We start from the raw sequence: 13,594 nt of genomic DNA on the forward strand, positions 1-13,594 counted from the left end.
GGCCGACATCTGCAACCTGGGACCGTTACACATGCCTGTTCTCTCACCCACCTGGACCGACGAACGCATCGAACTTCTGAGGCAGCATTTCGAGGCCGGGCTCTCCTGCCGCGAGATCGCCGCCGACATTGGCGTCAGCCGCAACGCCGTGATCGGCAAGCTGTCTCGCCTCAATCTCACGCGCGGCCGAACCATCGACGATCGCAAGGTTCACGACAGGGGCCTGGCGGCGGCGCGCGCGCCGCGGACCGTGCCGCGGCTGCAATATGAGATGCTCGCCACGATCTACCGCGAGACCGGCGCGCCGATGGTCTCCGGTCCGATCGACGACGCCAATCGCTGCTCGCTACTCGAGCTTGCCGAGAACCGCTGCCGCTGGCCGATCTCGACACCTGGCGCCGACGATTTCTGCTTCTGCGGCAACTCCGCACCCGACGGCCAGTCCTATTGCGCCGGCCACAGCCGCCTCGCCTACCGGCCGAATTCCCGCGCGCGCGTCATGCGCGGCTAGAGCCAAGTCCTGGAGGCGAGTCCTGGAGCCATGCCCAAAACGAAAAACCTCCGGCAGGGCATTGCCGGAGGTTTCTGGAGGTTTAGCATCAAGTCAGAGCCGCAACTTTCGTCATCGGCTGGGAGCTATATAGCTTAGTAGCTCAGGTAAGTAAATAAATTTGGGCCGATCGATTCGCATGGCTCGTCTTCGTCGCCCGCACGTGCCGCCGGATTTCCGAACGCCCGCTCGCAAAGAAGCCCACCTCATAAAAAAGCCCCGGCGGTGTCCCGCCGGGGCTGCGTCCTATCCGAAGGTCTTGAGCTTACCAGTTGCGCTGGGCGCGAACCAACAGGCTGTAGGTGTCCTGGTCCTTCAGCTCATAGGTCGCCGCGGGCTTGGCAACGCTGGTGAGCGCCGGCGTGGTGATCACGCCCGAGTACTTCTGGTCAAGATGGCTGTAGGTGAAGTCAGCCGAGAAGGTCAGGTTCTTGATCGGGGTCCAGCGGGTGATGACACCGATCTGGCCGATGTTGAAGTCCGGGTTGCAGGTGCCGGTCAGGGTCGCGAACGCGGCGCTGCCGCAGATCATGCCCTTGGCGGTGCCGCTGTAGTTGACGGCAGCCCACGCACCATAAAGCGCCGAATTCCAGTACGGGCTCCAGTTGTGAGTGTAGGCACCACGGAAGCCGTAGGTCTTGGTCAGCTCGAGGCCGCTGCCGGGTGCGAACACCGCGTCAGACACGCCGGCGAAGCCGATGCTCTGATACGCGCCGCCCGAACCGCCGAACATCGAGTAGCTGGTCGCTGCCAGCTCCTGGAAGTTGTAGCGGCTCGCGCCGTCGGTGTAGACGCCCGAGATGTTGATCACGTCGCCTGCACCGGTCGGGATGTTCTTGATCGACAGCGCCAGCTGGACGGCCCAGCCCCACTTGTCTTCAGGATGACCGGTTACTTCGCTCGCGCCGTAATAGCCGACGTGGTTGTCGTGCGCAGCGACCGAGGCCTGGAACAGGCCCCAGGCCTGGTCGACACGGAGCGTGCCGACGAGATCGGGGGAGCGGGTGCCGCCGAGATCGTTGGAGCCGTAGGCACCGCCGAGGACGCCGGCGGTGGACATGCCGGCCGTATTCCAGAGCGCGGTCTGGAACACCTGCGTCTGGTCCTGGGCCGAGACGATCGCCGTCACGCCCTGGCCGAGATCGGCAGTGTAGGTGAACTGGGCAACACCGTTGGTGGTGCCGCTGCCGCCGACGAGCTGGTCGAAGTTGTTGCCGGGATAGTTGATCCAGGGCGCGTCGAACTGCGACACGGCCTTACCCATGGTGAAGCCGGCGAACTGGATGAAGGCGTAGTAGACGCCGAGCGCGCCGCCCGAGATCGTGCCGTCGGTGCCGTTGACGGCGCCGCCGCTGGAGCCGATCAGGCTCGTGCCTGCGGCGTTGAGGCCGAGCGTACCGCTGTACTGGGTCGCACCCGTTCCCGAACCGGCGCCGACATAGTTGCCGGTCGTCCAGGTGAAGACCGCATCGAAATAGGTGCGGACCACGCCGTACTCGGTTGCGGTGCGGGTGTCGATGTTGAGATCTTCACGAGCGCGCATCGAGTAATAGTTGGTCAGGCGGTTGTTGGCCGCGAAGACGTTGTTGTACTGGGCGCTGTAATTGCCGCCGGCATTGAGCGCCACTTCGGCACGCAGATAGCCGCCCAGCTTGATGCAGGTGTCGCTGCCCGGGATGTAATAGAAACCCGCGCCGTAGAGCGAGCAGACCTTCACATACTCGACCGCCTTGGCCTTGACCGGAAGATCAGCCGCCTGAGCTCCACCGACGGCGATCAGACCCGCCGCAGTGCCGAGCAAAAGGCTCTTCACCACTTTCATATTAAAACCTCCAAGTTGCTCATTTTACGAAGACCGGACCGTGAGGCCCCCCAAGATCCCCGTCTTTGAAATCCGCTCGGCCGCTTTGCGCTTCGGACACACCCTCTTTCGACGCGAGGGACGTGAGCAAACCACCTGCAACGGGACGATCGAGTACCCCCCACCGCCACGAAGCAATATGCCTGCGCCTTTCGGTAATCAAAATACCTTATTTAGTCAGCTTTGTTGGTTTTGCTAAACCTGTGCCCCGTTCGCAACACCATTGCGAACCGATTCCGTGAGCTGATCATCTTTGTAGTTTTACTGACAAAATTACCCTGCTCTGCACTTGCGTCAGAGCAGGCTTGCGTGGACTATGGCTTGCACGACACCGGCCGCATACAAATCAGATCACGGGAGTGACGCTGTGTCAGCGACGAGGAAAGAAGGGGCGCGCCTCCGCACCATCGGCAATCTGGATATCATCAGGCGCTTCACCTGGGAGATATCGTCGATCAACATGTATCTGGAGGAGCTGCGTCAGTTCTGGGCGAGAACGCTCGGCATCAGCGGCCCGCAATGGCTGATCCTGATGGCGATCTCCGACCTCGACAAGGACGACGGCATTCCGGTCAACGTCGTCTCGAAACTGCTCCACGTCGATCCGTCGTTCGTCACCACCCAGTCCAAGCTGCTCGAGAAGAAGGGCCTGTTGCGCCGGCGCCCCTCGCCGACCGACGCAAGGGTGGTCCGACTATCACTGACCGAGAAGACGCAAAAGCACCTGGCGAGCCTCAACGAGCAGTACAAGACGATCAAGGAATTCGTCTTCCAGGAGTTCGACGAGAAAGAGCTGACGGAATTCACCACCAAGCTCGCGATGTTGAAGACCCGTCTCGAAAAGGCCTGCGTCCGCCTGACCCTCGACTTCTGAGGCGACGTCCTCAGATGCGCCCCGCGGCGCCGAGCCGCGATTCCAGCCAATCGAAGATGTATTCATTGGCAAGGCTCGGATTGTCCGCATGGGCCTGCGCCGCGCCAGTTTCGGCCGCGGTGAACACCTTCAACATGACATCCGAACTGCCGAGCCGGGAGGTCTGGACGATCTGACGCGCCCGATCGGCCTTGAGCCAGCCGTCCTCGCCGAGCGTGATCAGCACCGGACAGTCGGCGCTGGAGGCCATCAGCGGAGCATGCGGCACCGGAACGATGCTGACGTCGCTCATCGCGAATCGGCTGGCAAAGAAGGCCCGCTCGTGCAGGTCCCATAGGCCGCCATCGCAGACGGCGGCGGCAAGCCGCGGCTCCTGCAGCACCGCGCGCGCCACGAAGGAAGAGCCCCAGCCATCGGCGACGATCGCGACGCGCTCGAAATCGACCTCGCTGCACGTCTCCAGATAGTCCATGACGCACGGAATCGCACTCTCGAGATCCCGGCGCCGCAACAGCGCGTCGAGATAATCGTCGCGCTGGTCGCCGAACAGGTCCAGCGCCAGCAGCGAAAAGCCGCGCTCGCGCGCGTGCGGCGCGAGCTTGAACAGAAACTCTTCCTTGCGATGGCCGGGCTCGCCGATGCAGATCACGGTCGGGGCTCGCACGCGTCCCAACGGCGCGTGCGCGGGCAGGAAATAGCCCTGCAACGAATGTCCGTCGAGCCAGGGTATCGTCACGACTGCCCCGGCAGGGTCGCGCGCGGCGAGGAAGCGGCGGGCGCAATCCTGCATCGCGAGGACCGCGACCCAGCGGCGCTCGTCCGCCTGATCGAGCGGCATTGCGGCCGCGCTGTAGTAATTCATGGCGCGGAGCCAATTGCGCTGCGCGGTCGCCCTGTGACCTTCCGCGAACGCGGCCTCGGCACGATGGCGATTGGCCTGCGCCAGCTTCTTCCACTCGCGATGCCAGGACTGGTCGTCGCCCCGCTTCAGCTGCCGCGCGATCATCAGGCATTCGGCGATCGTGGCGCCGCCGTCCTGGGCCGCGGTGAGGAGCCGCGTGAACTCAGCGGAGATGTCCTCTCCCTCCGGGCAAAGGATCCAGTCGTCGGAGAGGCATGCGGGTATCATCGGGAGCTACGCTCTGGTCATCGCCTTACACGTGACTGAATAAACTATTTTGGTTCCCTGACCAAGCTGCGGCGCGCCCAATGAGAGCCGTTCGAGATCACCATCGCTTGAACGCAGGGATGTGTCGCATGCGTGACATTCCAATGCGTCAGGAGTGGCCGACACGGCCAAGAAACGCCGGCAGCGAACTGGCAAGAGGTGGCACGTGAAATTGCCTGCGCGCCTCTTGCCATGATGCGCATCATACCTATATCGGCGCGCGCTCGTCGCCTGCGTCAGCCGAGCCGCCAGCCGACCTCCTGCGTGAAACTTTCGTAGAAGGCGCGGTCGTAGGCCTGCTCCGGCGTAGCACGAACGCGCTCGTCAAGGCGCTTTGCATCCTCACCCACGAGAATGCGCCATTGCTCCGCCTTGACCCCGTCGAGGATGATCCTGGCGGCCTGAGCCGCCGTCGTCGGCGCATCCTCGAGGAAGCTGCGGGCGCGCTCGGCGAACGCCGCCTGGATGTCCTCGTCCGACATTTTGTCGGCATCCGGCACGCCGGCCGCGACCATGCGCTTGCGGGTCAGCGCGATCTCGTCGGCGTTGAGCCGCTCCGAGCCGTCGGCGCTCTGCACCTTGCGCGAATTGGAGACGATCGAGGTGCCGATATGGCCGGGCATCACCACCGAGCATTTGACATGCGGCGCGTGCAGGCGGAGGTCGTTGATGAGCGCTTCGGTAAATCCCTTCACGGCGAACTTCGCCGCGCTGTAGGCGGTGTGCGACTGGTTCATGCCGATGGAGGCCCAGAAGCCGTTGACGCTCGCGGTGTTGACGATGTGGGCCTCGTCGGCCGCGACCAGCATCGGCAGGAAGGTGCGGACGCCGAGATAGACGCCGCCCCAGCAGATGTTGAAGGTGCGCTCCCACTGCTCGCGCGTGTTGGTGAACAGGCTGCCGCCGCCGCCGATGCCGGCGTTGTTGAACAGGAGGTGGATCCGGTCGGTCTTCTGCTGCTCGGCGAGCTCGTCGCGGAATCGCTTGAGATGATCCTCGATCGAGACGTCGGCGACATGGGTGGTGACGCGCAGGCCCTGCGGCAGCTTCTCGAGCTCGCACAGCCGCTTGGTCTCGGCCATCGCGGCTTCCGAGACGTCGCACATCGCGACATTGCAGCCCTCGGCGACGAGCTGCCGCGCGAGCTCGCGTCCCATTCCCGTGCCGCCGCCGGTGATGACGGCGATCTTTCCTGCAAAATCCTTCATGGGACTTTCGGCCCCTCCCCTGTCGGTATGTTTCTTCATGGCTACGCCGCGTGCATCGAAGCGCGCACAAAATGTAGCAGCGCCGCATCCGCAGGTAAAAGCGGATCGGCGCTGCCATGTTCATCAGGAATTTCGGGGCGCGGACTATTCGGCCGCCTCGACCCGCCGCCCGTTCAACGCGCCGAGGCCGTCCAGCGCCTTGCGGATCGCCGCCTGCTGCGCGCTTGAGGGCTCCGGCATCGGCGCGCGCGGGTAAGTCCTGGGCAAGCCCTGCAGCGTCTGCGCATGGCGCGTGCAGGCCGGCAGATTGTCGGCGATGACAGCGTTCCACAGCGTCAGCAGCTTCTTGTGCAGATCGAGCGCGCGCGGATGATCACCCGCCTTCACCGCATCCCACAGCGCGACGGAGGCATGCGGCGCGGCGGTCAGGATCGCGGCGATCGAGCCATGGGCCCCCAATGTGTAGGACGGATACATCAGGGCATCGACCGCACTGTAGATCAGCTTGTCCGGCGCCATCATCATGAGGTCCGCGAACAGTTTCAGGTCGCCTGCGCTCTGCTTGACGCCAACCACCAGCGGCACCTCGGTCATGATCCGCGTCAGCAGCGCCGGCGACAGGTACGACCACGGCACCACGTTGTAGATGATGATGGGCATGCCGGTCTCGTCCGCCATGGCGCGGAAATGCGCCACCATCGCCTCGTCGTCCGGCTTGAACAGATAATGCACCGGCGTGACCTGGAGCGCCGCGACATTCATGTCGCGCACCAGCTTGCCGCGGCGGATCGCATCGCGGGTGGAGTCGACGATGATGCCGGCGATGACGGGAATGCGCCCCTTCACCGCGGCGACCGTCGCCTCCATCAGGTCGCGATATTCCTCGTGATCGAGCGTATGCCCCTCGCCGGTCGAGCCGCCGGCCGCGACGCCGTGTGCGCCGGCGCCGATCATCCAGTCGACCTGGGCTGCTACGAGGGTGTAGTCGATTTCGCCATCCTTCCGGAACGGCGTCGTCATCGGCGGGATTACGCCGGTCGGTCGTGTCTTCATGGTGTGCCCTCGCGTTTCCATATCCCTTGTGGCGGCCCCGCTCTTTTGGCGAGTGGCCACGGTGCTGCGAGCCTACCGGCTGCGCGCGGCCTGTGAAGCGCCACCGACGCGGCGCTGCTCCCAGCATTCGACATCCCTGCGGTTGTTACTGACCCGGTTCCCCGTACTTGCCCGGCTTCGGTTCAGGGGCAATTTTTTTACAATCCGAATCGTTAAATGGAGTCCGGACGCTGGGTCGAGTCGGCCAGGCCAGCGTGTTGTTTGCGTCACAGGCTCTGGCACTCCGCTTGCATCCTCTTCGTGGTCAGAAACTACCGATGAGGTGACTGGAATGTTCGTGACCGTCGTTGCCGTGCTCTGCCGGCTGAGTGCAGCCAGCTCAGGCAGTTGCATCGAGGAAATCGTGACCGACAGCAACATGACGCCCGAGATGTCGATGATGCAGTGTGCGATCGGCGCACAGGCTCCATTGGCGAAATGGATGGGCGAGCATCCGATCTACCACGCCAACTGGCGGCTCGATCGCTACAAATGCGTTCCGGGTCGCTACGAGATCAAGGGCCACGCCTAAGGCCCCGCAAAACTACCGACACCAAGACGACGAACGAGGAAACGCCCCGGAGGCCGCATCGTCCTTCCGCGCGGGCATCGACAGCGCCAGCCCCATTGCGGCGGCACGCTTTGTGACAACGATCACACCTTCCCCTTAAGCCACCGCTCGCAGAATGATCGCACGCGCGCGTCGCCCTCCGGCGTCGGCATCAGCGCGTAATTGTGCGGCTGTTCGCGGAGCAGATGCAGCTCGACCGGCACGCCCGCCGCCCTCGCCCCGGCATCAAACTACAGAGTGGCTGATCCAGGTTTGAGTCGAGGGAGCCCATCAATTACTCGAGCGACGACGCTCAGCATGCTAGTCGCAAAGATTCGAGCCTCGACCAGTCTTTCGTCTTGTTCAAGGTCCAGCTGTAAGACTGACGCTAACCATTCGGCCTTGTTTGCGGGAAAAGCTCCTGCAAAAGCCTTCTAGCTCTCCCTCCCTTAAGATCAGAAGACCTATGGCCTGCGACGCAACACATATCTTCTCGAAGGCATTGATCAAATCTGAATCGGCAAATCCTCGATACCCGTCTTCTTTGATCCTTTGCCAAGGTGAAGCGCTCATTTCCATCTCAGCTATTTGCTTCCGAGATTGGTCCGCAATGGCTTGGCTATTCCGCAACACAGCAGCGATCCGTTCAAGCTCCAGCGCGACTTCTATGGTTGAAGGCTCCAATCGTTTTGATTTCACTTTGGTTATCCCTATAGGTGAACCAGTGAACCAACGACATGAGTCAACTTGGAAGTGAACTGGAAATGGACAGGACACTAATGTGTAGACAGGAAAAAGAGAGAGAAAATAGAGCACAAGAGAGACCGCGCCCAACTGCCCGGGGTACGGCGACGGTGGTAAATGGTAAGGGCGGGGCTACAACGCAACAAATAGAAAGAAATCGCTGCGCCGCCCGACGTAGGCTTCACAATCGTTATCGCCTGGGCCAGCCTATCAAGAAGCCAGTGGCCTTGTTTCTGAAGGTAGAAAGGGTAGGAGCAGCGAGCACACCCCGAAGCGGATCCATAATCGCGATGTAGTCGGTGTTGTCCCGCTGAATCCCATAAGCGACGACTACATGAGCTGGGTTTTTCCCTTCCATTACTATGTAGAGATGGTTCCCGGACGTCCCCGCCAGAGGAAACATCTTTTCGTATACATAGTCGAACGTGAGGTCGGCTCTGTCGATTTCCTCGTAATCCATGTTGATCGAGAGGCTGTTTGCAATCTCACCAAAGTACGCAAGATCGAGCGCATTTCCATTGCAGTACATCTGAAACATTTGGATGATTGAGCTATATGACCAACTGACCCCGCGAGTGGCTTCAAGCCAGGAGCTAAGGGCGCAAGCCCAACACACGGGCAGTGAAACTTCGTCGTCGCCAGTTCCTACCGATGGTTGCTTTACAATTCGGGGTTTCGATAGACGATACGTGACCATCTGATACCCTCATTCCCGACAGCATGATCCCCAGATCAAAGCCCGTACTAATGTGTCTTCATTGTTGCTGCTAAGTTCAAGCGCAGGCAAGAATTGTACTGCGGCCAACCGAAGCCGTTCTTCAATCCGCTCGAAGCCCTCGAAGCCGTCCATTAATCCGCGCGCTCGTTCGCACCGAATCGCAGCGCCCTCGCGCGCTGGATTGCAGCGCGTTAGTTCTGCTGACTAGTGCTCCGTTACGCTGCGTTACGCTAATTGCAGCACTTTTTCATGGATTCGAACCCCTTCTTTTCGAGGGCTTCCAGAGTTGCGTAAATCGTCGCCATCGGAACCGCCTTGCGCACCGCAGAAGGGCATACGTCGCCTGGCCGTTTGCCGTTTAGGGCCGCCTCCAATGCGGCAACCTTTTCCTCAAGCGCCTTCGTCCGATCAGGTATCGTCCCGAGTTCCTTCCATAGCGGTACGTCGTTTAGCCACTTACGGACGTCGTCGATTACTCCGATTGCCCTACCGCCTGGTGTGCGACTTGGAAATCAGATAGGTGAGGAACGATGCGCATGCTCCGATAAAGAAGATCGCGTCAGCTTCATCAACGTCCGCTTCAGCCTCACTTAAGAGCGCATGTCGGATGCCCTTCTCATCGCTCGTATATCCATAGAGTGATAGGAACGCCTTTTTAAGCGCCGGATGGAGCAACCTCTGTTCTAATCCCGACAATGCCTTCGAAAGATCGCCAGTAGGTTCGAGCACGCGCGCAACTGACTCCGCTGCGCTGATACTTTCACGAACGCTTGCTGGGTAATCTCCTTCGGTGAGTTTCGAAGCAGCATTTTTTAAGTGAGTTTTTGCGCCACCGAATTGCGAAGCAGATAATGCTGCGTTCGCCTGGATAAGCGCGTCGGCTTCCTCTGTTGAGGCAGTCGGCCAGAACACACCGTCTTCAATGCGGTAAGCCGCGCGGCAGTTCTCTAATACCAACTGAACTGCTGGACCGAGATCAGGCGGACAATTTGGGTGCCGAAGAACAGCCTAAAGCCAACCGTACACCTTGTGGCATTCGGCTTTTTCGAACAAGTCACCGATCTTGGTGACGATCCCGTTCGGATTGAATTTGTCGATGCGAACGTGGTGGTGGTCGACATGCAGATCCTTCAGAATTCTGGACCAGTTTCCACGATAATGGAGAATGTCGGTGTAGGCTCGATCAAGCCTTGCATGAATGCAGGCCCAAAGCTTCGCCCGAAGTTCTCGACTAAGTTCCTTGCGGTCGAGCTGCGCCGGGAGAGGTGCCAAACCCTCGGCTTGTTCAAAGGTCAGCGATCTACGATCCGAGGTGCCCATGTGCCTGGCTCCGGGCGAATCAACGCGCGATGGTGGTACGCCCCACGTACACGCGGGCAAGCTGTCGTTGGTTATCCGGGCTATTCACATCCCGGCGACATAAGCCCGTTACCCTATCCGTTACCTTTGAGAAAATCCGGACGCCCTGAAATCCGGCTAAGTTTTGGTCGGAGCGAGAGGATTTGAACCTCCGACCCCTAGTCTCCCAGACTAGTGCGCTAACCGGGCTGCGCCACGCTCCGAACGTCGTTCCATTAGCTAGGATCGCCGCTTTGCGCAAGGCGAGGTGACACCATTTTGCTGTCTCCGCCGAAAGGCCCCGGAACTTGCCCAAAGCCGAGGAGATCCGGCGTCAGGTGTCCTTGAGCGCCTGATCCAGCATTTCGCGGCAGGCGATGAGCTCGGCGAGCACCCGTCCGAGGCGCTCCCGGTCGATGGCGCTGGGGCCTGCGGGCGCGGCGGGGGTGCCGCCCTTGCGGAAGGTGGTGAGGATTTCCTCATCATCGGTCTCGGAGAAGCGGAAGTCGATGCCCTCCTCCTCCTCGCCCTGGTAGTCGTCATCGTCGCTGTCGCGGGCGCCGCGCACGCCGGTCTCCTCCTCGGGCTCCATCAGGCTGGCGCCGACGGCGTCCTCGATGGCGCCGAACGAGACCGCGGCCGCGCTGTCGGCGAGGCCCTGCACCGATTTGACGCCGTGCTCTTTCAGGATCCGCTGCACCCCGCGGATGGTGTAGCCCTCCCCGTAGAGCAGACGGCGGATGCCCTTGAGCAGGTCGACGTCGTCGGGGCGGTAATAGCGGCGGCCGCCGCTGCGCTTCATCGGCTTGATCTGGGAGAATCGGGTCTCCCAGAACCGCAGCACGTGCTGCGGAATGTCGAGTTCCTGCGCTACTTCGCTGATGGTTCGGAACGCATCCGGCGCCTTGTCCAAATGCCAAATCCTTATCCGGAGGGCGGATTACGCCTCGGGTTGCGCCTTGCTGGCGTCGCCATTGGTGCGGTGCTGGGCGTTGATCCGCTGCTTCAGGATCGCCGACGGCTTGAACACCATGACCCGGCGCGGCGAGATCGGCACCTCGGTGCCGGTCTTCGGGTTGCGACCGATGCGCTGACCCTTCTTGCGGACCATGAAGGAGCCGAACGAGGACAGCTTCACCGTCTCGCCCTTCTCAAGGCAATCGGTGATCTCCTTCAGCACGAGTTCCACGAAGGCAGACGATTCCGTGCGCGACAGCCCCACCTTCTGGTAGACGGCTTCGCACAGATCGACACGCGTTACGGTTTTACTTTGATCGGTCATCGCCCTGCCCCACATCACGGCGAACAATTGTTGTCTGAAATTATGAGCTTACGATACAGCGGTCAACAGCGCTCATCAATGCAGGCGCATCGATAATCCGCGCTGATTCGGGCAAAATTTTACCGAGTGTGGCTTACCAGCGCACCAGCGCGGAGCCCCAGGTGAAGCCGCCGCCCATGGCTTCGAGCAGAACCAGGTCGCCGCGCTTGATGCGGCCGTCCTTGCGCGCCACCGACAGCGCCAGCGGGATCGAGGCCGCCGAGGTGTTGCCGTGAAGGTCCACCGTCAGCACCACCTTCTCCGGCGCGATATGGAGCTTGTGCGCGGACGCATCGATGATTCGCTTGTTGGCCTGGTGCGGCACGAACCAGTCGATGCTGTCGGCATTGAGCCCGGTCGCCTTGAAGGCGTCGACGATCACGTCGGTGATCATGCCGACCGCGTGCTTGAAGACCTCGCGGCCCTCCATGCGCAGATGGCCGACAGTCTGGGTCGAGGACGGGCCGCCGTCGACGAACAGCTTCGCCTTGTGACGGCCGTCGGAGCGCAGATGCGTGGTCACGATCCCGCGGTCGGTCGCGGCATTGCCCGGCTGCTCCTGCGCCTCCAGCACCACCGCGCCGGCACCGTCGCCGAACAGCACGCAGGTGCCGCGATCGGTCCAGTCGAGGATGCGCGAGAAGGTTTCCGCGCCGATCACCAGCGCGCGCTTGAAGGCGCCGGTGCGCAGGAAATTATCGGCGGTGGCGAGCCCGAACACGAAGCCCGAGCACACCGCCTGAAGGTCGAAGGCCGCGCCATGGTTGATGCCGAGCCCGTGCTGCACGGCGACCGCGCTTGCGGGGAAGGTGTTGTCAGGCGTCGAGGTCGCGAGCACGATCAGGTCGATCGACTGCGCGTCCACGCCAGCGTCCGCGAGCGCAGCCTGCGCCGCCTTCAGCGCCAGATGCGAGGTGAACTCGCCCTCGGCCGCGATATGCCGCTCGCGAATGCCGGTGCGTTGCACGATCCACTCGTCGGACGTGTCAATGCGCGCCGCCAATTGGGCGTTGGTCACCACCTGCTCCGGCAAATAAGAGCCGCAGCCCAGCACGACCGAACGAATTTGAGTCACGAAACAGCCTCCTGCGCGGCCTGCACGGAACTGAGTGCACCACCTTCGCGATTGAGCATCTGATTGATCTTGTTGAGGAGATCGAATTTGACCATCTCATAGCCAACATCGATCGCATAGGCAAAGCCTTCGGCAGCGATTCCGCCATGGCTCTTGACCACGATCCCGTTCAACCCCAGCAACACGCCGCCGTTGGATTTGTTCGGATCCATCTTGTTGCGCAGGGCCTGGAAGGCGTTGCGCGCAAAGAGATAGCCGAGCTTTGACAGCCAGCCCCGCTTCATCTCGTCCCGGAGCAATTCCGCCATCTGCCGCGCGGTTCCCTCCGCGGCCTTCAGCGCGATGTTGCCGCTGTAGCCCTCGGTGACGATGACATCCGCCACCCCCTTGCCGATGCCGTCGCCCTCCACGAACCCGAGATAGTCGAGCTCGGGCAGGTTCCTGGCGCGCAGGATTTCGCCGGCCTCGCGAATCTCCTCATGCCCCTTGATCTCCTCGACCCCGATATTGAGCAGGCCGACCGTGGGACGCTTTTTGTTGAACAACACGCTGGCCATCGCCGCGCCCATGATGGCGAGCGACACCAGATGATGCGTATCGCCGCCGATGCTGGCGCCGAGGTCGAGGACGACGGAATCGCCGCGCCTGGTCGGCCACATGCCGGCAATGGCCGGACGGTCGATGCCCGGCAGCGTGCGCAGGTGGAAGCGCGACATCGCCATCAGCGCCCCGGTATTCCCGGCGGAGACCGCAACATCCGCCTCGCCCTTTTTCACCGCATCGATGGCAAGCCACATGGACGAGGTCCTGCGGCCGCGCCGCAGCGCCTGGCTCGGCTTTTCCTCGCCGCTGACCGCGACATCGGTGTGGATGATCTTCGAGGCCGCCTTCAGCGTGGGGTGGCGGTCGAGCTCGGGTTCGATCTTGGCGCGGTCCCCGATCAGCAGGAATTCGATCTCGCGATGCCTTTGGAGCGAGATGGCGGCGCCTGGGATGACCACCGCGGCGCCGGCGTCGCCCCCCATGGCGTCAAGCGCGATGCGAACCTTGCTTGGCATAAAAGTCCTGGAAACCTGGGTCTGGTGCGGTCTTGAA

General features: G+C 61.9%; 15 protein-coding genes and 1 tRNA gene. 3 read left to right on the forward strand and 13 right to left on the reverse strand.

Annotated features, from left to right (window positions below; all coding sequences use genetic code 11):
- Positions 1-31: 31 nt before the first annotated feature.
- Positions 32-511 carry a GcrA family cell cycle regulator gene (locus ACFQX9_RS26075; protein ID WP_377791027.1) on the forward strand — a complete coding sequence of 160 codons (480 nt, stop codon included), beginning with the start codon at positions 32-34 and terminating at the stop codon, positions 509-511.
- 304 nt (positions 512-815) lie between these two features.
- On the opposite strand, the gene ACFQX9_RS26080 is transcribed toward ACFQX9_RS26075, so the two are convergent.
- Positions 816-2,372 (reverse strand): porin, encoded by a 1,557-nt coding sequence (locus ACFQX9_RS26080; protein ID WP_204511371.1) that lies wholly within the window; start codon positions 2,370-2,372, stop codon positions 816-818.
- 406 nt (positions 2,373-2,778) lie between these two features.
- Here ACFQX9_RS26080 and ACFQX9_RS26085 point away from each other — a divergent pair, with 406 nt between their 5' ends.
- Positions 2,779-3,285, forward strand: coding sequence for a MarR family winged helix-turn-helix transcriptional regulator (locus ACFQX9_RS26085; RefSeq protein ID WP_007611061.1), 507 nt, complete (start codon positions 2,779-2,781; stop codon positions 3,283-3,285).
- Positions 3,286-3,295: 10 nt separating this feature from the next.
- Here the strand turns inward: ACFQX9_RS26085 and ACFQX9_RS26090 are convergent, their stop codons facing one another.
- The 3 genes from ACFQX9_RS26090 to ACFQX9_RS26100 all read right to left on the reverse strand — a co-directional run bounded on the left by ACFQX9_RS26090 (position 3,296) and on the right by ACFQX9_RS26100 (position 6,714).
- On the reverse strand, positions 3,296-4,414 hold the full coding sequence (locus ACFQX9_RS26090; protein ID WP_377791028.1) for an alpha/beta hydrolase family protein: 1,119 nt from the start codon (positions 4,412-4,414) through the stop codon (positions 3,296-3,298).
- Between the two features lie 275 nt (positions 4,415-4,689).
- A complete protein-coding gene (locus tag ACFQX9_RS26095) occupies positions 4,690-5,661 on the reverse strand; it encodes an SDR family NAD(P)-dependent oxidoreductase (protein WP_377791029.1) in 972 nt (323 codons plus the stop codon).
- Between the two features lie 144 nt (positions 5,662-5,805).
- Entirely contained in the window at positions 5,806-6,714 is a 909-nt protein-coding gene (locus ACFQX9_RS26100; RefSeq protein WP_377791030.1) for a dihydrodipicolinate synthase family protein, read from the reverse strand.
- 331 nt (positions 6,715-7,045) lie between these two features.
- Here ACFQX9_RS26100 and ACFQX9_RS26105 point away from each other — a divergent pair, with 331 nt between their 5' ends.
- Positions 7,046-7,285 (forward strand): hypothetical protein, encoded by a 240-nt coding sequence (locus ACFQX9_RS26105; protein WP_007603449.1) that lies wholly within the window; start codon positions 7,046-7,048, stop codon positions 7,283-7,285.
- Positions 7,286-7,666: 381 nt separating this feature from the next.
- Here ACFQX9_RS26105 and ACFQX9_RS26110 read toward each other — a convergent pair whose 3' ends face one another.
- From ACFQX9_RS26110 to plsX, 9 genes are all read right to left on the reverse strand, one after another.
- Positions 7,667-8,002, reverse strand: coding sequence for a hypothetical protein (locus ACFQX9_RS26110; RefSeq protein WP_143273391.1), 336 nt, complete (start codon positions 8,000-8,002; stop codon positions 7,667-7,669).
- Between the two features lie 235 nt (positions 8,003-8,237).
- Positions 8,238-8,585, reverse strand: a complete 348-nt coding sequence (locus ACFQX9_RS26115; protein ID WP_018455146.1) for a hypothetical protein — start codon at positions 8,583-8,585, stop codon at positions 8,238-8,240.
- A gap of 666 nt (positions 8,586-9,251) precedes the next feature.
- Positions 9,252-9,722, reverse strand: coding sequence for a hypothetical protein (locus ACFQX9_RS26120; RefSeq protein WP_377791031.1), 471 nt, complete (start codon positions 9,720-9,722; stop codon positions 9,252-9,254).
- 51 nt (positions 9,723-9,773) lie between these two features.
- Positions 9,774-10,085: a hypothetical protein gene (locus tag ACFQX9_RS26125; RefSeq protein WP_085353403.1), complete on the reverse strand. Its 312-nt coding sequence runs from the start codon at positions 10,083-10,085 to the stop codon at positions 9,774-9,776.
- A gap of 164 nt (positions 10,086-10,249) precedes the next feature.
- Positions 10,250-10,327: transfer RNA gene (locus tag ACFQX9_RS26130), tRNA-Pro, on the reverse strand.
- Positions 10,328-10,437: 110 nt separating this feature from the next.
- Positions 10,438-11,016 carry a MerR family transcriptional regulator gene (locus tag ACFQX9_RS26135; protein WP_377791032.1) on the reverse strand — a complete coding sequence of 193 codons (579 nt, stop codon included), beginning with the start codon at positions 11,014-11,016 and terminating at the stop codon, positions 10,438-10,440.
- A gap of 27 nt (positions 11,017-11,043) precedes the next feature.
- Positions 11,044-11,385, reverse strand: a complete 342-nt coding sequence (locus ACFQX9_RS26140) for an integration host factor subunit alpha (protein ID WP_018456841.1) — start codon at positions 11,383-11,385, stop codon at positions 11,044-11,046.
- Between the two features lie 133 nt (positions 11,386-11,518).
- Positions 11,519-12,499: a beta-ketoacyl-ACP synthase III gene (locus ACFQX9_RS26145; protein WP_026233249.1), complete on the reverse strand. Its 981-nt coding sequence runs from the start codon at positions 12,497-12,499 to the stop codon at positions 11,519-11,521.
- On the reverse strand, positions 12,496-13,557 hold the full coding sequence (gene plsX / locus ACFQX9_RS26150) for a phosphate acyltransferase PlsX (protein WP_247338762.1): 1,062 nt from the start codon (positions 13,555-13,557) through the stop codon (positions 12,496-12,498). Before plsX ends, ACFQX9_RS26145 begins: the two co-directional genes overlap by 4 nt.
- Positions 13,558-13,594 lie beyond the last annotated feature (37 nt).

The sequence above is a fragment of the Bradyrhizobium sp. GCM10028915 genome (assembly GCF_042666195.1).
In the GTDB taxonomy this organism is placed as follows: domain Bacteria; phylum Pseudomonadota; class Alphaproteobacteria; order Rhizobiales; family Xanthobacteraceae; genus Bradyrhizobium; species Bradyrhizobium canariense_D.

Excerpts from the sequence above, each read along its gene's own strand:
- ACFQX9_RS26095 (WP_377791029.1), bottom strand. The coding sequence starts at position 5,661 with ATGAAGGATTTTGCAGGAAAGATCGCCGTCATCACCGGCGGCGGCACG.
- ACFQX9_RS26075 (WP_377791027.1), top strand. The coding sequence starts at position 32 with ATGCCTGTTCTCTCACCCACCTGGACCGACGAACGCATCGAACTTCTG.
- ACFQX9_RS26105 (WP_007603449.1), top strand. The coding sequence starts at position 7,046 with ATGTTCGTGACCGTCGTTGCCGTGCTCTGCCGGCTGAGTGCAGCCAGC.
- ACFQX9_RS26115 (WP_018455146.1), bottom strand. The coding sequence starts at position 8,585 with ATGTTTCAGATGTACTGCAATGGAAATGCGCTCGATCTTGCGTACTTT.
- ACFQX9_RS26090 (WP_377791028.1), bottom strand. The coding sequence starts at position 4,414 with ATGATACCCGCATGCCTCTCCGACGACTGGATCCTTTGCCCGGAGGGA.
- ACFQX9_RS26140 (WP_018456841.1), bottom strand. The coding sequence starts at position 11,385 with ATGACCGATCAAAGTAAAACCGTAACGCGTGTCGATCTGTGCGAAGCC.
- ACFQX9_RS26100 (WP_377791030.1), bottom strand. The coding sequence starts at position 6,714 with ATGAAGACACGACCGACCGGCGTAATCCCGCCGATGACGACGCCGTTC.
- ACFQX9_RS26080 (WP_204511371.1), bottom strand. The coding sequence starts at position 2,372 with ATGAAAGTGGTGAAGAGCCTTTTGCTCGGCACTGCGGCGGGTCTGATC.
- ACFQX9_RS26125 (WP_085353403.1), bottom strand. The coding sequence starts at position 10,085 with ATGGGCACCTCGGATCGTAGATCGCTGACCTTTGAACAAGCCGAGGGT.
- plsX (WP_247338762.1), bottom strand. The coding sequence starts at position 13,557 with ATGCCAAGCAAGGTTCGCATCGCGCTTGACGCCATGGGGGGCGACGCC.